Here is a 20122-nt window from a genome sequence, read left to right on the forward strand (position 1 = left end):
CGTCACTCTCCTCACATAATGTCGCTATATAAATGCAACCATGCGGGCGGGCTGGGGTTCCATGGCTGACACAAGAGGAGTGACACGATGAAGATCAATCGTAGCGGTTCTGCGGCCTGGAGTGGCGGTCTTAAGGACGGCAAGGGCAGCATTTCGACCCAAAGCGGCGCGCTTGAAGCCTATCCCTATGGTTTTGCCACGCGCTTTGAAGGTGTGCCGGGCAGCAATCCCGAAGAACTGATCGCCGCTGCCCACGCCTCCTGTTTCACCATGGCGCTGTCGCTGATTCTGGGAGAGGCCGGGCTGACGGCGGACAAGATGGAAACCAATGCCGTCGTGACGCTGGAAAAGCAGGATGACGGCTTTGCCGTGACGGCCAGCCATCTGACGCTCAAGGCGACCATCCCCGGCACCGACGATGCGACGTTCCAGGAACTGGCGGGCAAAGCCAAGGCGAATTGCCCCATCTCCAAGCTGTTGAAGGCTGATATCAGTCTGGATGCGGAACTGCTGAACTGACGACGGGTCGCCTGGCGCGGCGATGTTCGCGCCAGGCAATGTAAAGTCCGCTGGCGATGATCAGGCTCGCCCCGATCCAGGTCGTAATCATCGGCCAATCCTCGCCGATCGCGACGCCCAGCAGCGTGGTCCAGATGATCGCGCTATAATCCATCGGCAGCACCACCGACACCGGCCCCCAGCGCAGCGATGCGGTGAGGCACAACTGCGCGATCCCGCCGACGCAGCCGATCAGCAGCAACAGCCCCCATGTCAGCGGATCATGGCTCTGCGCGAAGAAGGGCATGGCGATGCCCAGCGGGATCATCGACAGCGTCGTAAACCAGAATACGACCACGCCGGCATTTTCCGTGCGGCCCAGCGCGCGCAGCACCAGGCTGACGCTGGCGGTCACGATCGCGGCAACGATTGCCACGGCGACACCCTGCATCGGGAAATGCCCGGCTTCGGGCCGGATCATCACCAGCACGCCGACAAAGCCGATCAGCACTGCGCTCCAGCGATGCACGCCTGTAGCTTCGCGCAGGATCAGCGCCGACAGGATTGTGCCAAAAATCGGCATGGTGAAGCCGATCGTCGCGGCTTCGGCAGGCAGCAGCAGGATATAGGACAGGAAATTGAGCAACATGCCGGTCATGCCCAGCAGCATCCGGCTGGCATGCACGCCGATCCGCTGCGTCCGCACCGCGCCCAGTCCGCCGGACATAGCAAGCCAGGCGATCACGAAGGGCAGGGCAAGCGCCTGCCGATAGAAGAGCGATTCGACGATATGGACGCCGCGCTGATCGACGATCCGCACCGTCACGAACATCGCTGACAGGCAGATTACGGCGGTCAGGCGCAGGCCGATGGCCAGGAGCGGGCGGTGGGGGCGGGCGGCAAGGGTCACGTCCCCGCCTTAGCCCGGTCGCGCGATGACGCAACCGGACTTGGTCAGGAAAGGCTTATGCAGCGGGCTTGCGGAATTTGAGCGTCATCCGATCGCTTTCGCCGATGGCGAGATATTTGTCGCGATCGACCTCTTTCTGGCTGAGGCCGGGTGGTAACGTCCACACGCCCTTCGCCCAGTCGGCGGTATCCTTGGGGTTGGCATTCACCTCCGACGCCTCGACAAATTCAAAGCCTGCCTCCTGCGCAATCCGCTTGATGGTCGAGACTTTGAGATAGCCGCTGCTCTTTTCCAGCGCGCTGTCGCGATCTTCAGGCAGACGGTGGTCGACCACGCCCAGCGTGCCGCCGGGCTTCAGCATCGCGAAAAAGGCCTTGAAGGTCGCGGCCTCATTGCCCGCCATCACCATATTATGAACGTTGCGGAAGGTCAGCACCGTGTCCACGCTGCCTGCGGGAATCGTCGCCGTCTCTTCTGGATAAGCGACCAGAGTCAATTTGTCATAGACGGCCGGCTTGGCGGCGAGGAAAGTCTTGTAGCCATCGAGATAGCGGCCGCTCGGTTGGAGCGCGTAGAAGCGCCCATGATCGCGCAGCAGCGGCGCGAGGATTTCGGAATACCAGCCGCCGCTGGGGCTATATTCCACCACCGTCTGGGTCGGGGTGACGCCAAAGAAAGCCAGCGTTTCGGCTGGATGGCGATATTGATCGCGCGCGACATTGGCCGGGGTCCGGCTGGGTGCGGCTACGGCGGCGGCGATCGGGTCGGCGGCCTGATGCGCGGCATGATCGGCGTGCTGGGCGGCCAGCGGCAGGAGGGGGAGGCAAAGGGCGGTCGCAAAAAGCGCGGTACGGGCGAGACGGTTCATCGGGGATCCTCTCTTATAGGGAGAGGCTGATGTGCCGTCCGCCCGTGCCGAGCGCAAGGGGAATGGAGGGGAAAACCCCTCCGAACATCATAACTTACAGACAGGCTTCCAGGTAGGGTTGATCGAAGCCGAACATCCGCGCCTTGTCGAGCGTGTAGGGACGCAGGCCCATCGAGCGATATTCGCCGACGATCTTCCCGCTGTCATCCTCGTCATGATATTCGAATTTGAACAATTCCTGGGTGACGATGACGTCGCCTTCCATGCCGATGACTTCGGTGACGTTGGTGATGCGCCGCGACCCGTCGCGCAGGCGCTTAACCTGGATGATCAGGTCGACCGAATCGGCAATCTGCTTGGAAATCGCTTCCTTGGGGATTTTGATGTCCCCCATCAGGATCATATTTTCCATACGACCCAGGCACTCGCGCGGGCTGTTGGCGTGGAGCGTACACATGGAGCCGTCATGGCCCGTATTCATCGCGGCCAGCAGGTCGAAACATTCCGCGCCACGAATTTCGCCCAGGATGATCCGATCCGGCCGCATACGCAGGGCGTTCTTGACGAGATCGCCGATGGTGATGGCACCATTGCCTTCCAGATTGGCCGGGCGCGTTTCGAGCGGCAACCAGTGCGGTTGTTGCAGGCGCAGTTCGGCGGCATCCTCGATCGTCAGCACGCGCTCGCCCGGATCGATCATTTTCGACAGGGCGTTGAGCATCGTCGTCTTACCCGAACCCGTGCCGCCCGAAATGACGATGTTGAACCGGCAAGCACCGGCAATCTTGAGCGCGGTCGCCATTTTGGGGCTCATCGCGCCCCAATTGGCCAGCATGTCGAGCGTGATCGGCTTGGCGGAAAATTTACGGATCGAGATCGCCGTCCCGCGCAGGCTCAGCGGCGGGACGATCACGTTGACGCGGCTGCCATCGGGCAGGCGGGCGTCGGCCAGCGGCGTTGTCTGGTCGACGCGGCGGCCGACCTTGCTGACGATTCGCTGTGCGATCTGGAACAGATGTTCCTCGTCCCGAAACTTGATGGGCGCGATGATCAGCTTGCCCTTTTTTTCGATATAGGTCTGGTCCGGCCCGTTCACCATGATGTCGGTCACGTCCGGGTCGTTCAGCAACTCTTCAAGCGGACCAAGGCCCAGCAATTCATCGACCAGAACCTTTTCCAGCGCGAACTGCTCGCGCCGGTTGAGCGTGAGCTTGAGTTCGGCCAGCACCTCCAGGATGATGGGGCGAAACTCCTCCGCCAGTTCATCCTTGGTCAGCGTCGCCGCGGCTTCTGGATCGACCCGCTCCAGCAGGCGGGGCAGCACCTGCTCCTTGATCTTGTGGACGCTGGCCTCGAACCCTTGCGGTCCGGCGTCGGGCAGATGCTCGGCATTGGCGCGGTCGGACAGGCGCATCATCGCATCGGCGTTGCGCTGCATCTGGCTGGTTGGCGCGGACAGCGGGTCGAAACTCTCGCCGGGCAGCGACGCTATGTCGAGCGGCGGGAATTGTTCGCCGCCGCGCGGCTCCTCCTTGGGGCTGCCGCCGTGCATCGGTCGGGCGACGCCAAAGCCGGGCTTGATCGCGGCAGGTCCATTTTTCCGTCCAAAGGCGCTCATAAGTCTCCGCCAGCAAGTCGCGACCGTCGCCGGTCTGATAGTGTCGGATAAGGTGAATAGATTGGAAACTTTGACAAATGGCTAATGGCGCATTGGCCAATCGATGCCCGTCCGCTGCGACGGACATAGGGTGCCAATAAAAAGGGGCGCCAACAGCGCCCCTCCTCATGCGGCTGGGCCAATGCCCGCCGCGCTCTCACCGAAGACTCAGCCCGCCTTTTCGGCCAGCACCGTCAGGCCCTTTTCATTGACCTCGGCAAAGCCACCCTGGACCGGAATAATCTCCGGCGTGGACCCGGCCGACGCATAGATCTGGATGCTGCCGTCGCGCACGGTCGACATGAAAGGGGCATGGCCCTCCAGCACGCCGAAGTCGCCATCGGTGCCCGGCACTACGACCTGCCACACATCCGCTGCACGAACGAGCTTTTCGGGGGTCACGAGTTCAAAATGCAGTGCCATGTTTTCGATCCTCTTGCCCTCTCCCGCCTTCGCGGGAGAGGCTACGAAGACTTGGCAGCTTGCTGCCTAGTCAAAGTCGGTGAGGGTCTTTCTATCTTTCCGCTCATTGTCAGAAAGAGAGAAAGACCCTCACCCAACCCTCTCCCGCGAAGGCGGGAGAGGGCTAGATAGGTTCTGCTTACGCCGCTTCGGCCGCCAGCTTCTTGGCCTTTTCGACCGCTTCGTCGATGCCGCCGACCATGTAGAAGGCATTTTCGGGCAGATGGTCATATTCGCCCTCGACCACGGCCTTGAACGACTTCACCGTATCTTCGATCTGCACGAACTTGCCGCTGATGCCGGTGAAGACTTCTGCGACGTGGAAGGGCTGCGACAGGAACTTCTGGATCTTGCGCGCGCGGGCGACGGTCAGCTTATCTTCTTCGGACAGCTCGTCCATGCCCAGAATGGCGATGATGTCCTGCAGCGACTTGTACTTCTGCAGGATCGACTGGACCGCGCGGGCGGTGTCATAATGTTCCTGGCCCACGGTGCGCGGCTCCAGCACGCGGCTGGTGGAGTCGAGCGGATCGACCGCCGGGTAGATGCCCAGTTCCGAAATGGCGCGGTTGAGAACGGTCGTCGCATCAAGATGCGCGAACGAGGTCGCCGGTGCCGGATCGGTAAGATCGTCCGCGGGAACGTACACGGCCTGGACCGAGGTGATCGACCCCTTGTTGGTGGAGGTGATGCGCTCCTGCAACTGGCCCATGTCGGTCGACAGGGTCGGCTGATAGCCCACGGCCGAAGGAATACGGCCGAGCAGAGCGGACACTTCCGCGCCCGCCTGGGTGAAGCGGAAGATGTTGTCGACGAAGAACAGCACGTCCTGGTTTTCGACGTCGCGGAAATATTCAGCGATCGTCAGGCCCGACAGGGCAACGCGGGCACGCGCGCCCGGAGGCTCGTTCATCTGGCCATAGACCAGCGCAACCTTGGAGCCTTCGGAAATGGCGTTGCCATCGGCATCCTTGGCGATAACGCCGGCGTCGAGGAACTCGTGATAGAGATCATTGCCCTCACGGGTCCGCTCACCCACGCCCGCGAAGACCGAGGTACCGCCATGGCCCTTGGCGATGTTGTTGATCAGTTCCTGAATGAGAACCGTCTTGCCAACGCCTGCGCCGCCGAACAGGCCGATCTTGCCGCCCTTGGCGTAGGGCGCGAGAAGGTCGATAACCTTGATGCCGGTGACCAGGATCGAGCTTTCGGTCGACTGGTCGACGAACTCAGGTGCCTTGGCATGGATGGGCGAGCGCATGTCGGTCGCGACCGGGCCGCGCTCGTCAATCGGTTCGCCAACGACGTTGAGGATGCGGCCAAGCGTGGCCGGACCGACCGGAACGGTGATCTGTGCGCCGGTGTCGGTGACTTCCTGGCCACGGGTCAGGCCTTCGGTCGAATCCATCGCGATGGTGCGGACGGTGTTCTCGCCCAGATGCTGGGCGACTTCGAGTACCAGCCGCTGGCCGTTATTGCTGGTTTCCAGCGCCGAGAGGATGAACGGGAGCGCATCGGGGAAGGTCACGTCGACGACGGCGCCGATGACCTGCGAAATGCGGCCTACATTGTTGGTGGTTGCCATGACTGCTTCCTTGCGTGCGTGTACTTAGAGGGCCTCAGCGCCCGAAATGATTTCAACGAGTTCGGTGGTGATCGCGGCCTGACGGCTGCGGTTATACTGGATCGTCAGCTTGTTGATCAGGTCGCCGGCGTTGCGCGTGGCATTGTCCATCGCGGTCATCGACGCGCCCTGTTCGGATGCGTTGTTTTCCAGCAATGCCTTGAACAACTGGATCGCCACGTTACGCGGCAGCAGATCGTCGAGGATCGCTTCCTCGCTCGGTTCATATTCGACCGTCGCGCCGATGGCGTTGCGGTCGGCATCGGCCGGGATCTTGACGGGGATGATCTGCTGCTCGGTCGGGATCTGGGCGAGGGCCGACTTGAAGCGCGAATAGAAAAGATGCGCCATGTCGAACTTGCCGTCCAGATACATGGTGGTCAGTTCAGTCGCAATCGCCTGCGCCTGCTCATAACCGGGCTGTTTGGCGCCGGTCGTGTCGAATTGACCCATGATCGCGCCGGGGTAGAGGCGGTTGATGACCGGACGACCCTTGCGGCCGATCAGGTAGAATTTCACCGTCTTGCCCTGCTCGATCAGGGCATCCGCCTTCGCGCGCGCGGCCTTGACGATGTTCGCGTTGAACGCGCCTGCAAGGCCACGGTCGGAGTTGGCGACGACCAGCAGATGCACCTCATCCTTGCCAGTGCCCGCCAGCAGCGGCGACGCGCCTTCGCCCGAACCACCCGCAATTTTCGAGGCCAAGCTGGCGACCACGGCTTCCAGACGGCTGCTATAGGGGCGCGCGGCCTCCGCTGCGGCCTGCGCCTTGCGCAGCTTCGCGGCGGCGACCATCTGCTTCGCCTTGGTGATCTTCTGGGTCGATTTGACCGACCCGATCCGGATCTTCAGTTCTTTGAGGCTAGCCATCTCAATCCCGTATTTCCCTCCCCCTTGAGGGGGAGGCAAGTGAAACTTGGCGGCTTGCCGCCTAGTTGAACTAGGAGAGGGTGGTCCGCCCCATCGGCGTTGCACACCCTCACCCAACCCTCTCCCTCAAGGGAGAGGGATTTTAGTTAGGCAAACGTCTTGCCGAAGCTGTCGAGCGCGGCCTTGAGCTTGCTCTTGGCTTCGTCGCCCAGATCCTTGGTATCGCGGATCATGCCCAGCACGTCGGCATGTTCATGGCGCAGATAGCCCAGCATCATCTCTTCGTAGCGGTTCACGTCGCCGACCGGGATGCCGTCGAGATAGCCGTTGGTGCCCGCGAAGATCGACGCGGTCTGCTCTTCGAACGGCAGGGGCGAGAACTGCGCCTGCTTGAGCAGCTCGGTCAGGCGCGCGCCACGGTTGAGCAGCTTCTGGGTCGAAGCGTCAAGGTCGGAACCGAACTGGGCGAAGGCCGCCATTTCGCGATATTGCGCCAGCTCCAGCTTGATCGAGCCGGACACCTTCTTCATCGCCTTGGTCTGCGCGGCGGAACCAACGCGCGACACCGACAGGCCGACGTTAATGGCCGGACGGATGCCCTGGTAGAAGAGGTTGGTTTCGAGGAAGATCTGGCCGTCGGTGATCGAGATCACGTTGGTCGGAATATAGGCCGACACGTCGCCCGCCTGCGTTTCGATGATCGGTAGCGCAGTCAGCGAACCCGAACCATTGTCGCTGTTCATCTTGGCCGCACGCTCCAGCAGGCGGCTGTGCAGATAGAAGACGTCGCCCGGATAGGCTTCACGGCCCGGAGGACGACGCAGCAGCAGCGACATCTGGCGATAGGCGACGGCCTGCTTGGACAGATCGTCATAGACGATGACGGCGTGCATGCCGTTGTCGCGGAAATATTCGCCCATCGTCACGCCGGTATAGGGCGCGAGATACTGGAGCGGAGCGGGTTCCGAAGCGGTCGCGGCGACGACGATCGAATATTCCATCGCGCCATTTTCTTCGAGTTGCTTGACGATCTGCGCCACGGTCGAGCGCTTCTGACCGATCGCGACATAGATGCAGTAGAGCTTCTTGCTCTCGTCATCGCCTGCATTGGCGGTCTTCTGGTTGATGAAGGTGTCGATCGCGACGGCGGTCTTGCCGGTCTGTCGATCGCCGATGATCAGTTCGCGCTGGCCACGACCAACGGGAACGAGCGTGTCGATGGCCTTGAGGCCAGTCTGGACAGGCTCATGGACCGAGGTGCGCGGGATGATGCCGGGCGCCTTGCGCTCGACGCGCATACGCTGGTCGGACACGATCGGACCCTTGCCGTCGATGGGATTGCCCAGGCCGTCCACGACGCGACCCAGCAGACCCTTGCCGACGGGAACGTCGACGATGGTGCCGGTGCGCTTGACAGTGTCGCCTTCCTTGATCTCGCTGTCCGAGCCAAAGATCACGACGCCGACATTGTCGGCTTCCAGGTTCAGCGCCATGCCCTGAATCCCGTTGGCGAATTCGACCATTTCGCCCGCCTGGACGTTGTCGAGGCCATGGACGCGGGCGATGCCGTCACCCACGGTCAGAACGGAACCGACTTCGCTAACCTGCGCTTCGGTGCCGAAATTGGCGATCTGGTCCTTGATGACCTTCGAAATTTCTGCGGCGTTGATATCCATGTTCAGCCTTTCATCGCCATAGCGAGACTATTCAAACGGGTACGAATGGAGCTGTCGATCATCTGGCTGCCGATCTTGACGACCAGCCCGCCCAGGATCGCGGGGTCAGTCTTGGCATCGACGGCGACGGTGCGGCCGACGCGGGCGCGCAGATTTTGTGCCAGCGAAGCGATCTGCTGCGCGTCGAGCGGATGCGCGCTCGTCACTTCGGCGCGAACCTCGCCCTTGTGATTCGACAGCAGCGTTTCATAGGTGCGGATGACCGCGGGCAGTTGGCCGAGGCGACGGTTCTGCGCCAGCACGCCCAGAAATTTCGTCGTCAGCGGATCAATGCCCATGGCGGATGCCACGGCGGCGATCGTCTTGCCCGATGCGTCCCGGCTCAGCACGGGGCTGTTGATAAGGCCCTTGAAATCAGGGGATTGGGCGATAGCCGCTTTCAACCCGGACAGGCTTTCCGCCACCGTGTCGAGCGCGTTCGCGTCGCGGGCCAGATCGAACAGGGCCACCGCGTAGCGGCCGCTGAGGCTGGCCTGTATGCCGCCATTAGTCTCCACGCGCTTGCTGTCCTCCATTGACTTACTGGCAGGTGATGTGCCGGTCATGCAAAAAGAGAGGGGAGCAGTTACGCCCGTCCCCCTTTGTTGTCGGGCCGGTTAGCAGCGCGATTATGACTATGCAAGTCATGGTGCGCGATTCCGTCATTAGTAGGAAAGGCGCGGCATTTGCCTGAGTTTTTATTGCCCGCGCGAATCGGCTATTCGGCCGCTTCGGCGGGAGCAAGCCGTCCCTTTTGGCAATGATAGACGATCCGCTCATTGGGCGCGGCGGGCAGCAGCGCACTTAGCTCCGATTGCAGCGTAGCGATGCGCGCCAGTGCGTCCGGGTCTGCGCCACAGCCGGGAAAAGGCTTGTCTCCCAGCAGTGCGCGCGCCTTGGCCATGTTCTCCATGTCGGGCAGCCAGCGCTGCACGCGCAAAGTGCCGCTTGCCGGATCAAAGACGCTTATGGTGACGAAATTGCTTTGTGCAGGGATGCTGGCGCGCTGCCATTTGGTACCACTCGTGACATATTGCGTATCGCCATCGACGCAGCCGCCTTCGGCCCAGTGGAAACCAATGTCATTGGGCTGCGAAACGGTCAGCCGGCTGCGCTGGAGGTCGATGCGGCAGATATTGTCCCCGGCCCAGGCATAGGCGTCATTGCTGCTGACCCCTTGGTCCTGAGGCATCGCCATACGGTCTTCGATCGTGTCGAAACTGGGCTTGAACACGAACAAGGCCAACGCCCCCAACAGCATCGCGCCGCCGCCGCCAATGCCCCATATGGCGGGCTTTTCCTTGCCCTGGCTGTAGAATAGCCCGCCTGCGCCCAGACCCAATACCGCCAGCGCCAGCAGCACCGCTGCCCCTGCCATGGCGTTTTCGCGCGCGGTGATGACATCGCGTTCGGCCGCTTCGCGCGCGCGCGCCGTCGCCTGTTCGCGCGCATCGGCGCTGGCGCGGTTCTTCTGCTCGCTCACTTGCGATTCGCGCTGGGTGATGGCCGCTTCGGCGGCGTCCGCTTCCGCCATCGACCGGCAGGGAACGACGGTGCGCAGCGACGCAACGCCTGCCTGCCGGAGGAAGGACGCAATTTCGCGCCACGACACGGCAAAACCGAATTCCGCGTCGCTGCCGTCGGATATCGACCCGAAACTATTGACCCCAAGCACCCGACCGCAGTCATCGACCAGCGGCCCGCCACTATTGCCCGCGGCCAGCGGTGCCGTATGCAGCACCGTCTCGAAGCTCTGGCTCGCACGCCCTGCCGATACATTGCCGCTGGTCTTCACCGTCGCCAGCGGCTCGACCAACTGCTTGAGGCCCAGCCCCTGCGCACGGTCCACCGTGCCGGGATAGCCGATCGCGGTGACATGCTGCCCGTCCGATATCGCCCCTGCGTAAAAGGTGCTGACCGGCAGGCTGCCTTCCTCCAACTGGATGAGGGCCAGGTCATTGCCCGGCGAAAAGGCGATGATGCGCCCGCCATAGGTTTTTTTGCCCTCCGACGGGATCACGCCGATCACGAGATTTTTTTCTTCGCGCGCCAGTTCGACGACATGGGCGTTGGTCAATATTTTGTCCGGCGCGACCGCAAGGCCGCTGCCATGGCCGACGAAATAAGCCTCGCTGCCATCGGTCGCGACCAGAACCACCCGCACCACCCCGCGCGCCGCCGCAGCGATATCCTGCTGGTCGGCATGGGCAATTGCTGGCGCACATAGCGCGATCAGCAGGGCGAAGCGGCGGAGGAGGGCGATCATGGAGCGCGCATACATATTGGATGGCGGGCGCGGCGCAATCGGGAAATGCCGCAATGTTTTGAAAGCAAGGCGCGGGAAGCATGGCCAAGCACGAGCGTCTATTCCATAGGCATGATCCTGATGACCGCCCTTGCCGACCCGATGCCTGACGACGCGACCTGCTGGGCCGCCTTCGTTGCGCGCGACCGCACCATGGACGACCGCTTCGTCGGCTGCGTCGCCACCACCGGCATTTATTGCAAGCCAAGCTGCGCTGCCCGCCATCCCAGGCGCGAGAATATGCGCTTCCTGCCGGACCCGGAGGCCGCGCGCGCAGCGGGATTTCGTGCCTGCCTGCGCTGCCGCCCGGACGAGGTGGGCCGCGACCGAATCGCCGTGGCGGCGGCACGCGCGCTGATAGAGGCGGCAGAGGAGGCTCCCCGGCTAGAGGCGATCGCCGCCCATGTCGGCTATGCCCCGCATCATTTCCACCGCCTGTTCAAGCGCGAAACCGGCCTGACCCCCGCCGCCTATGCCCGCGCCCTGCGCGCCGACCGATTGAAGGCCGCACTCGATTCGCCCGGCAGCGTGACGAGCGCCATCTATGCGGCGGGCTATAATGCGCCCAGCCGGGCCTATGCCGACGCCGACCGGCATTTGGGCATGACGCCCAGCGCCTGGAAGGATGGCGGGCGCGGCGCGCTGATCTGCTGGCGCACGATCGACAGCAGCCTGGGGCCGCTCTTGGTCGCGGCGACGGCGCGCGGCCTGTGCCGTATCAGCTTTGGGGAAGGCGAGCCGGAATTGCGCGCGCGCTTCCCCAACGCCGATCTCCAGCCCGCCGACGCGGCGCTCGACCGATTGGCGCAGGCTGTCGCTACGCTGGTCGATTGTCCTGGCGAAATGCCGGATTTGCCCATGGATGTGTGCGGCACCGCCTTCCAGCAAGCCGTCTGGGCCGCGCTACGCGCCATCCCGCCGGGCGAAACCCGCAGCTACAGCGAGGTCGCGGCCGCCATTGGTCGCCCGCAAGCCGTTCGTGCGGCGGGCAGCGCGTGCGGAGACAATGTGCTGGCGGTTCTCATCCCCTGCCACCGCGTCCTGCGCAGCGACGGAACGCTGGGCGGCTATGCCTGGGGGCTGGACCGCAAACGAGCGTTGCTGGCGCGCGAGAAGGATGGATAGCGGGGTATTGGGTCTTTCCATCGTCATATCACTCGGCCATTTTGGCGGCGGGGCTGGCCATGGGGGGTAGTAGGATGCGATTCTGGATGAAGGCGGTGGCGGCGCTGATACTTGCGCTGCCCGGCGTCGCACATGCGACCTGGTGGCAGGCCAGGACCGATCATTTCACCGTCTATAGCGAGGGCAGGGACAAGACGCTGCAAGACTTTGCCGAGCGGCTGGAGAAGTTCGATTTCCTCCTGCGGCGGCTCTATGGCGTCACTGACCCGCAACGCGGCAGCCCGGTCAAAGTCTATCTATTGTCCAGCGATCGCAAGGTGCAGGAATTGGCGGATAGCCCCAATTTCAGGGGCTATTACACGACCTCCAACCGCAATGCCTATGCCTTCCTCTCGCGCGAAACGAAGAATGGGCGATTTGGCGTTGGGGCCGAAGAAATATTGTTCCACGAATATACCCATCATTTCATGCTGCATCATTTCCCGGCGGCCTATCCCGCCTGGTTCGTAGAAGGTTTTGCGGAATTTTTCTCCGTCGTGAAATTTCCCAAGGACGGGTCGATCGAGTTCGGCCATATCCCCATGGCGCGGGTGCCGGGTCTGGTGCTGGGTCAACCCTATCCCCTCAAGCAGCTCTTGGCGCGCGATCCCCAAGGTCTCAACCTGCGCGATGGCGATCGCTATTATGGCACCGCCTGGCTGCTGACCCATTATTATTTTCAGCATCAATCCGACCGCAAGGCGGAGATCAACCGCTACCTGACCGATATCGCAAAGGGCGCGCCAGACATGGATGTGGCCGACTATTTCGAAGGGGGGCTGGAGGGTCTGGAAAAGGATCTGAAGGCCTATATGCGGCAGAGGCATTTCATCAGTGTGCTGACGCCCAAGGAGTTGACGACAGGTGCGATCACGCTCAGCCCGGTAGACCCGGCCCAGGCGGCGTTGATCGAGGAAGAGTTGCGCCTCACCCACCGTCCCAAGGCTGAAAATCTGCCTGCTATCACTGCGGCCATCCGCACCGTCGCGGCGCAATATCCTGACAGTGCCTATGCGCTGGCCTTGTTGGCCGAAGCGGAATGGAAGAGCGAGGACAAGGCCGCCGCGCTCGCCACGGCTGACCGCGCCATCGCCATCGACCCGCAATCCTCGCGCGCCTATGCTGTCCGTGCGGAAGTGCTGCTGGAACGCGCCAATGACAGTGATGAGGCAGAGGATTGGAGGGCCGCGCTGACATCAATCGTCCGCGCCAATCGTGCCGATACCGAAGATCCCGTGCCGCTGGCGCTCTTCTATCGCTACCATGCCATGCGGGGCGGAAAAATGCCCGATCTTGGTTATGACGGTCTTTACAAGGCGTTCAGCCTGCTGCCGCAGAACCCCAGCTATCGCTTCAATTTTGCGCAGGCTATGGCGTTCCGGGGTGATTATGCCGCCGCGTCCACTTTGCTCGACCCCATCGCCTATTCCCCCCATGGATCGGGCATGCGCGATCACGCGATCCGGCTCAAGGCTCAGTTCGACGCGCAGGCGGCGAAAATGCCGAAGGGCGCGGCGAAGGCGCAAAGTCCTGCACCCGCGTCATGACGGCGGCGCGCTGCGCATCGGTCAGGCTGCGCCAATGGACGATCTCGTCGATCGTCCGGCCGCAGCCCGTACAGGTCGCGCGCGCCGCATCGAGCGCACAGAGGTTGCGGCAGGGCGTTTCCATCACATGAAGCTATAGGGATCGACGTCCACCGCCACCCGCGTTCCTGATTTCCACACGATCTGGCTCAGCCATTCGCGGATCGCGGACTGAATATCCACCTGCCGCGTGGCGTGGATCAGCAGCCGGTGCCGATGCCGCCCGCGCAACACCGACAGCGGGGCCGGGGCCGGGCCATAGACGCGCATCCCGTCGATCACCGGCGCGGACTTGCCGATCAGCCGGGCGACCTGGGCGGCTTCGTCGGCATCCTCGCTCGAAATGATGATCGCGGCGAAACGGCCAAAGGGCGGGGCGTTGGCGCGTCGCCGATGTTCGGTTTCCACCGCATAGAACCGCTCGCTATCGCCATCAATCAGCGCCTGGATCACTTCACTGCCGGGCATCCGCGTCTGGATGAACACCCGCCCTGGCTTCGCCCCGCGTCCCGCGCGTCCCGCAACCTGGACGATCTGCTGGAAGGTCCGCTCAGCCGCGCGCAGGTCGCCGCCCTCCAGCCCCAGATCGGCGTCGATCACCCCCACCAGCGTCAGGTTGGGGAAATGATAGCCCTTGGTGACCAACTGCGTGCCGACGATGATGTCGATATCGCCCGCCTCCACTGACTTGACGAAATCCGCCGCCTTTGCCGGTGAAAACAGCGTGTCCGACGTGGCGATCGCAATCCGCGCCAGCGGCCACAGCGCTTTCACCTCATCCGCGATCCGCTCGACCCCCGGCCCGCAGGCGACCAGGCTGTCCTCCTCCTTGCAATCCGGACAGAAGCGCGGCGCGGGCACGACATGGCCGCAATGATGGCAGGCCAGCCGATGCGACAGCCGATGCTCCACCATCCAGGCGGTGCAATTGGGGCATTGGAAGCGGTAGCCGCAATGGCGGCACAACGTCAGCGGCGCATAGCCGCGCCGGTTGAGGAAGAGCAGGCTTTGCTCGCCCTTTTCCATCACCTCGTCGATTGCCTTGACCAGCGGCGGCGCGATCCAGCGCCCGCGTTCGGGCGGATCGGTCAGCAGGTTGACGCCCTCGATATGCGGCATCTCCGCCCCGCCATAGCGCGATGGCAATTTGATCTCGGCATAGCGGCCCAATTCCACCTGATGCCGCGTTTCGATCGCCGGGGTGGCGGACGCCAGGATGACCGGGAATTTCTCGATCAGGCCGCGCATCACCGCGACGTCGCGCGCGTGATAATGGACGCCATCCTCTTGCTTGAAGCTGGCCTCATGCGCTTCATCGACGACGATGAGACCAAGGTTGGGATAGGGCAGGAACAGCGCGGACCGTGCCCCCACCACCACCTGCGCTTCGCCCGCCGCTATTGCCCGCCACGCCCGCCGCCGCTCGGTCTGGCGCAGCCCGCTATGCCAATTGACCGGCACCGTGCCGAACCGCTTTTCGAACCGTTCCAGAAACGGCTCGGTCAGCGCGATTTCGGGGAGCAGGACCAGCACTTGCCGCCCCGCGCGCATCGCCGCCGCAATCGCCTCGAAATACACCTCGGTCTTGCCCGATCCGGTGACGCCGTCGAGCAGGAAGGGCGCGAACTCGTGCGCCCGCACCGCGTCGGCCATGGTGGTCGCCGCCGCCATCTGCGCGTCCGACAAGGCGGGCGGCGCATGATCGGGGTCGGGCACGGGAAAGGGCGTATCGACGCTCACCTCGACCGGCTCGAACACATCCTGTTTGATGAGGCCACGGATCACCGCGTCGCTGACCCCGCCGATCATCGCCAGTTCGCGCACCAGCCCTTGCCGCTCACCGATCCGCTCCAGCGCCTGCGCGCGCTGCTCGGTCATCCGTTCGGGCACGGCCCCGGTCGCCTTATATTCGATGACCGTGCGCGTCCCCTCCAGCGCCGCCATTGACGCCAGCGCCATCCGCAGCACAGCGGCAGGGGGGCTGAGATAATAATCCGCTGTCCATTCGATCAGGCGGCGCAGCGGCGCGGGCAGGGGCGGCGCATCGACCAGTTCGAGCAAGTTGCGCAGCCGGTTGTCGCCCACGCTCTCCACATCGGGGAAGCTGTCTTCTTCCCACACCACGCCCACCAACTGGCGCGGCCCCAGCGGCGCGACGACGATGCTGCCGGGCTTGACGTGCATCCCGTGCGGCACACGATAGTCGAGCGGCCCCAGGGCGGCATTGAGCAGAAGGACACGGGCGCGGGACATGGGACCGTCCTTAGCCCGTCCCGCCCGCCACGCAAATGCCGCGCGTCAGATCCGCCAGCTCAGCGTCAGCCAGGGAATGTGCGACACGACATCGGGCCGCCCGTCGCGGAAATTCTGCTGCCGCATGTAGAGAAGCTGCGCATCGACACCTTTGCCGATCGGATGACGCAGGCCGATCTGGTGGCGCATCGTCGCCAGACCTGTCTTGTCGCTGGGGCGTCCGCGATTGAGATGGAAGAAGATTTCGGTCGCAGCCACCACCGTCCATTGCTTTGCTGTGTCGATCGGGACGCTAGCCTGCAGCCGCTGGCGCAGCCGCCACACCGGCGCATCGACCGTATCGAAGAAGCGCTGCTCCATGCGGGTGCGAGCCAGCCAAATACCCTTGGTCAGCGTCACCTGCTGGAACAGCCGTAGTTCTTGGTCCGACTCGCCCTTGAGATAGGCAAAACCCCCGCCTAATTGCACGGCCGGGGCAATACGGTGGTCGATGGCGACGCGCGCGAGAAATTGCTCGCCCCCGCTTCGGCTGTCCGATCGCGCGCGCTGGCTCGAATCGATCGTGATGATGTCCGCCGGACCCGCCTTGATCGTCACCATCTCGGTCAGCCACGCCTGGCTTTCCTGCGTCGCCGCATGAACGGGCTGAGTCATAGCCAACACCGACAAGGCAATAATCAGGCGGCGCAGCATCTTGGCATATCCTTTGGCAGGGTGCCCGCGCCTTAATCATGTTGCTGCTCTGTTGCAAACCGATCGACCAGCCCCGGAGATGGCGAAACCAGCGGCCAGCGGCTAAAGGGGACCGACTCATTCATCCCCGGAGCCCAAATCCATGAAATTCTTCGTCGACACCGCCGACACCGCCGACATTCGCGACCTGGCCGCCACGGGTTTGCTCGACGGCGTGACCACCAACCCGTCTTTGATCCACAAGTCGGGCCGCGCCTTCCTCGAAGTGGTCGAGGAAATTTGCGGTCTGGTTGACGGCCCCGTCTCCGCCGAAGTCGTCGCGCTCGACCATGAAACGATGATGAAAGAAGCAGAAGTCCTGCGCAAAATCGCGGACAATGTCTGCATCAAGGTGCCGCTAACCATCGACGGGCTCAAGACCTGCAAGGCGCTGACCGACGAGGGCACGCTCGTCAACGTCACGCTCTGCTTCTCCGCCAATCAGGCGCTGCTCGCGGCCAAGGCCGGCGCGTCCTTCATCTCGCCCTTCGTTGGCCGCCATGACGATAATGGCTTCGACGGCATGGCGCTTATTCAGGACATCCGCCTGATCTACGACAATTATGGCTTCGACACCGAAATCCTCGTCGCCAGCGTCCGCCACCCCATCCATGTGCTGGAAAGCGCCCGCATCGGCGCCGACGTCATGACCGCGCCGCCCGCCGTCATCCGCATGCTGTCCAAGCATGTGCTGACCGACAAGGGCCTCGAAGGCTTCGCCGCCGACTGGGCCAAGACCGGCCAGTCGATCCTGTGATCTGAACAGGCGGGACGGCAACCGTCGTCCCGCCTTAAGGAAAATCCCATGAGCCACGATCCCGACAAGCCCGATTTCGGCTTTCTCTGGTTCGCGCTGCTGCTCACCATCGTCGGTATGGCGCTGCTCATGGTCATGGGTGGATGGTGACCCCGGCGTGACTCGAACACGCAACATCCCGCTTAGAAGGCGGGTGCTCTATCCAGTTGAGCTACGGGGCCTTGGGCAGGCTCGATAGCGACGCCGGGGACAGCTTGCAATCACCCGACTGTGCGATATGCAGGACGTCATGAGCGACGGGGCGGTTCACAGGGTCGATGCAGGCGCGCTGGGTGCGCGGCCGCTACGCTATTATGATTTCGTGATGGCGGCCTTCGTCGCGATCCTGCTGCTCTCCAACCTGATCGGCGCGGCCAAATTGTCGAGCCTGGGTGGCTTCACTTTCGGCGCTGGCATCCTCTTCTTTCCGCTCGGCTATGTGATCGGCGACGTGCTGACCGAAGTCTATGGCTATGCCCGCGCGCGCCGTTGCGTCTGGGCGGGCTTTGCCGCCATGCTGTTCATGGCGGTGATGAGCTGGGTCGTGGTCGCGCTGCCGCCTGCCGAAGGCTGGGCGGGGCAGGCGTCCTACGAAGCCGTGTTCGGCAGCACATGGCGCATCGTCTTTGCCTCGCTCATCGCCTTCTGGGCGGGCGAACTGGCCAACAGCTTCGTCCTCGCCCGCATGAAGTTGCTGACCCAGGGCAAGCATCTGTGGATGCGGACGATCGGATCGACGATCGTGGGGCAGGGGGTGGACAGCCTGCTCTTCTACCCACTCGCTTTCTACGGCAATTGGACCAATACACAGGTGCTGACCGTCATGGTCACCAACTGGGCAATGAAAGTCGGCTGGGAAGCGCTGCTGACGCCTGTCACCTATATGGTCGTCAATGCCCTGAAGCGACGCGAAGGGCTGGACGTGTATGACGCCGGCACCAACTTCACCCCGTTCCGCGCGCGGCTCTAACCCGCATAATGTGCCGCCACGAAATATAGTCCATCGGGTGGGGCATTGAGCCCCAAGGCGGCGCGATCCTTCGCCTCCAATGCCGCGCGCAGATCGTCGGCTGACCATCGTCCTGAGCCGACCAACGTCAGGCACCCGACCATTGATCGCACCTGATGATGGAGGAAGGATCGCGCGTCCGCGTGAACGGCGATGCGTTCGCCATCGCGCGCGACGTGCAGCCGGTCGAGCGTCTTGACGGGACTGGCCGATTGGCAATGGGCCGACCGGAATGTCGTGAAATCATGCAGCCCGACCAGCAACTGCGCCGCCGCCTGCATCGCATCGGCATCCAAAGGCTTCGCCACCTGCCACGCCAGCCCCCGTTCGACCGTCAGCGGTGCCCGGCGATTGACAATGCGATAGACATAGGAACGGCCAAGGCAGGAAAAACGCGCATGCCAGTCGTCCGGCACGACCTCGCACGCCAGGATCGCTACTGGATGCGGTCGCAACCGCGCATTGATTCCCTCCATCAACCGGAAGGGCTTGATCGCCTTGGCGATATCGACATGCGCCCGCATCGCCAGCCCATGCACGCCCGCATCGGTCCGCCCGGCGGCATGGACGGCCACCCGCTCGCCGGTCACCGCATGGATGGCATCCTCGATCGCCTGCTGCACGCTGGGTCCATGGTTCTGCCGTTGCCACCCCATGAAGGGCTGCCCGTCAAATTCGACCGTGAGCGCGAAGCGGGTCAGGCCCGTCTCCGGCTCATCCATCCACCCGGCTCCCCGCGGGCATGTCCAAGCCGCGCAGCAGATTGTCCGGCGTCATCGCCGCCTTGCCTGCGCGCTGGATCAGCGTCGGGCGGATCGCGCCATGGCCGCAGCCGATCAGCAGCGCATCGTCCAGCAACGTGCCCGCGGCGCCATCCTCATGCTCGACATGCGCCGCCAATATGCGGAACCGCTCGCCGCCATATTCGAAAAAGGCACCGGGGACGGGATTGAAAGCGCGGATCTGGCGCTCGACCTGAATCGCCGGGCGTGCGAAATCGATTCGCGCTTCGGCCTTGTCGATCTTGGCGGCATAGGTCACGCCTTCCTCCGGCTGCGGCATGGCCGGATGCAGGCTGATATCGTCCAGCACCTCGACCATCAGCGCCGCACCCGCCTGCGCCAGTTCCTCGGTCAACGCGCCCGCCGTCTTGCCCTCGACAGATGTCACATATTTGGCGCGCATGGGGCCGGTGTCGAGGCCCGCTTCCATGTCCATGATGGTGACGCCGGTGACATTGTCGCCTGCCAGCACCGCTCGCTGGATCGGTGCCGCCCCGCGCCAGCGCGGCAGCAGCGACGCATGGATGTTCATGCAGCCATGGCGCGGCGCATCGAGAATCGCGCGCGGCAGGATCAGGCCATAGGCCGCCACCACCGCCACATCGGCGTCGAGCGCGGCAAAGGCCGCCTGCACCTCCGGCTCTTTCAACGACACCGGCGTCCGCACCTCTATCCCCAGCGCTTCGGCGCGCTCGTGAACCGGAGAGGGCCGCAAAGCCTTGCCGCGCCCGGCGGGCCGGGGCGGCTGGCTGTAGACCGCAACGACCTGATGCCCGGTCGCAACCAGCGCGTCGAGCGCGGGAACGGCGAAATCGGGAGTGCCCATGTAAATGATACGCATAGCAAATGCTCAAAGCTCTTGTCGGGACGGGTTGCAACCCCTTATCTCAC

At 63.4% G+C, this 20122-nt stretch carries 19 protein-coding genes and 1 tRNA gene; 5 read left to right on the forward strand and 15 right to left on the reverse strand.

Annotation, left to right across the window (positions count from 1 at the left end):
- The first annotated feature begins 87 nt into the window (after positions 1–87).
- Complete coding sequence (locus tag V2I08_RS00965) at positions 88–519, forward strand: OsmC family protein (RefSeq protein ID WP_349633478.1); 432 nt, start codon at positions 88–90, stop codon at positions 517–519.
- On the opposite strand, the gene V2I08_RS00970 is transcribed toward V2I08_RS00965, so the two are convergent.
- The 9 genes from V2I08_RS00970 to V2I08_RS01010 all read right to left on the reverse strand — a co-directional run bounded on the left by V2I08_RS00970 (position 491) and on the right by V2I08_RS01010 (position 10870).
- A complete protein-coding gene (locus tag V2I08_RS00970) occupies positions 491–1375 on the reverse strand; it encodes a DMT family transporter (RefSeq protein ID WP_349633579.1) in 885 nt (294 codons plus the stop codon). The genes V2I08_RS00965 and V2I08_RS00970 overlap by 29 nt on opposite strands.
- Positions 1376–1463: 88 nt before the next feature.
- Positions 1464–2276, reverse strand: a complete 813-nt coding sequence (locus tag V2I08_RS00975) for a methyltransferase (protein WP_349633479.1) — start codon at positions 2274–2276, stop codon at positions 1464–1466.
- A 94-nt stretch (positions 2277–2370) separates the two neighbouring features.
- Positions 2371–3894 (reverse strand): CpaF family protein, encoded by a 1524-nt coding sequence (locus V2I08_RS00980; protein ID WP_349633480.1) that lies wholly within the window; start codon positions 3892–3894, stop codon positions 2371–2373.
- A 207-nt stretch (positions 3895–4101) separates the two neighbouring features.
- Positions 4102–4356: an ATP synthase F1 subunit epsilon gene (locus V2I08_RS00985; RefSeq protein WP_349633481.1), complete on the reverse strand. Its 255-nt coding sequence runs from the start codon at positions 4354–4356 to the stop codon at positions 4102–4104.
- Positions 4357–4534: 178 nt separating this feature from the next.
- Positions 4535–5980 carry a F0F1 ATP synthase subunit beta gene (gene atpD, locus V2I08_RS00990; RefSeq protein WP_310226035.1) on the reverse strand — a complete coding sequence of 482 codons (1446 nt, stop codon included), beginning with the start codon at positions 5978–5980 and terminating at the stop codon, positions 4535–4537.
- A 24-nt stretch (positions 5981–6004) separates the two neighbouring features.
- Complete coding sequence (locus tag V2I08_RS00995) at positions 6005–6889, reverse strand: F0F1 ATP synthase subunit gamma (RefSeq protein WP_310226034.1); 885 nt, start codon at positions 6887–6889, stop codon at positions 6005–6007.
- A gap of 146 nt (positions 6890–7035) precedes the next feature.
- Positions 7036–8565 carry a F0F1 ATP synthase subunit alpha gene (gene atpA, locus V2I08_RS01000; RefSeq protein WP_310226032.1) on the reverse strand — a complete coding sequence of 510 codons (1530 nt, stop codon included), beginning with the start codon at positions 8563–8565 and terminating at the stop codon, positions 7036–7038.
- Positions 8566–8567: 2 nt separating this feature from the next.
- Positions 8568–9122, reverse strand: coding sequence for a F0F1 ATP synthase subunit delta (locus V2I08_RS01005; protein ID WP_349633580.1), 555 nt, complete (start codon positions 9120–9122; stop codon positions 8568–8570).
- 200 nt (positions 9123–9322) lie between these two features.
- Positions 9323–10870: a serine protease gene (locus V2I08_RS01010; RefSeq protein ID WP_349633482.1), complete on the reverse strand. Its 1548-nt coding sequence runs from the start codon at positions 10868–10870 to the stop codon at positions 9323–9325.
- Positions 10871–10981: 111 nt separating this feature from the next.
- Here V2I08_RS01010 and ada point away from each other — a divergent pair, with 111 nt between their 5' ends.
- Together ada and V2I08_RS01020 are read left to right on the forward strand one after the other, a co-directional pair.
- Positions 10982–12034 carry a bifunctional DNA-binding transcriptional regulator/O6-methylguanine-DNA methyltransferase Ada gene (ada, locus tag V2I08_RS01015; RefSeq protein WP_349633483.1) on the forward strand — a complete coding sequence of 351 codons (1053 nt, stop codon included), beginning with the start codon at positions 10982–10984 and terminating at the stop codon, positions 12032–12034.
- A gap of 74 nt (positions 12035–12108) precedes the next feature.
- Positions 12109–13620, forward strand: coding sequence for a hypothetical protein (locus V2I08_RS01020; protein ID WP_349633484.1), 1512 nt, complete (start codon positions 12109–12111; stop codon positions 13618–13620).
- Here V2I08_RS01020 and V2I08_RS01025 read toward each other — a convergent pair.
- Genes V2I08_RS01025 through V2I08_RS01035 form a run of 3 tightly spaced genes read right to left on the reverse strand, consistent with a single transcriptional unit; the run spans position 13541 to position 16605 of the window.
- Entirely contained in the window at positions 13541–13744 is a 204-nt protein-coding gene (locus V2I08_RS01025; protein WP_349633581.1) for a DUF1289 domain-containing protein, read from the reverse strand. The two genes, V2I08_RS01020 and V2I08_RS01025, sit on opposite strands and share 80 nt — an antisense overlap.
- The gene (locus tag V2I08_RS01030) at positions 13744–15912 is read right to left on the reverse strand and encodes a primosomal protein N' (RefSeq protein WP_349633485.1); all 2169 of its coding nucleotides are present in this window, start codon (positions 15910–15912) and stop codon (positions 13744–13746) included. Before V2I08_RS01030 ends, V2I08_RS01025 begins: the two co-directional genes overlap by 1 nt.
- A gap of 45 nt (positions 15913–15957) precedes the next feature.
- Positions 15958–16605: a DUF2490 domain-containing protein gene (locus V2I08_RS01035; RefSeq protein WP_349633486.1), complete on the reverse strand. Its 648-nt coding sequence runs from the start codon at positions 16603–16605 to the stop codon at positions 15958–15960.
- Between the two features lie 142 nt (positions 16606–16747).
- On the opposite strand from V2I08_RS01035, the gene fsa reads away from it, so the two are divergent.
- Complete coding sequence (gene fsa / locus V2I08_RS01040; RefSeq protein WP_037480038.1) at positions 16748–17401, forward strand: fructose-6-phosphate aldolase; 654 nt, start codon at positions 16748–16750, stop codon at positions 17399–17401.
- 144 nt (positions 17402–17545) lie between these two features.
- Here fsa and V2I08_RS01045 read toward each other — a convergent pair.
- Positions 17546–17622: transfer RNA gene (locus V2I08_RS01045), tRNA-Arg, on the reverse strand.
- A gap of 68 nt (positions 17623–17690) precedes the next feature.
- Between V2I08_RS01045 and V2I08_RS01050 the strand changes: the two genes are divergently transcribed.
- Positions 17691–18410: a queuosine precursor transporter gene (locus V2I08_RS01050; protein ID WP_349633487.1), complete on the forward strand. Its 720-nt coding sequence runs from the start codon at positions 17691–17693 to the stop codon at positions 18408–18410.
- Here the strand turns inward: V2I08_RS01050 and truA are convergent.
- Positions 18407–19150 (reverse strand): tRNA pseudouridine(38-40) synthase TruA, encoded by a 744-nt coding sequence (gene truA / locus V2I08_RS01055; RefSeq protein ID WP_349633582.1) that lies wholly within the window; start codon positions 19148–19150, stop codon positions 18407–18409. The genes V2I08_RS01050 and truA overlap by 4 nt on opposite strands.
- Positions 19151–19163: 13 nt before the next feature.
- Positions 19164–20072, reverse strand: coding sequence for a methionyl-tRNA formyltransferase (gene fmt / locus V2I08_RS01060; protein WP_349633488.1), 909 nt, complete (start codon positions 20070–20072; stop codon positions 19164–19166).
- Between the last annotated feature and the right edge of the window lie 50 nt (positions 20073–20122).

Source organism: Sphingobium sp. MK2 (genome assembly GCF_040170545.1).
GTDB lineage: Bacteria > Pseudomonadota > Alphaproteobacteria > Sphingomonadales > Sphingomonadaceae > Sphingobium.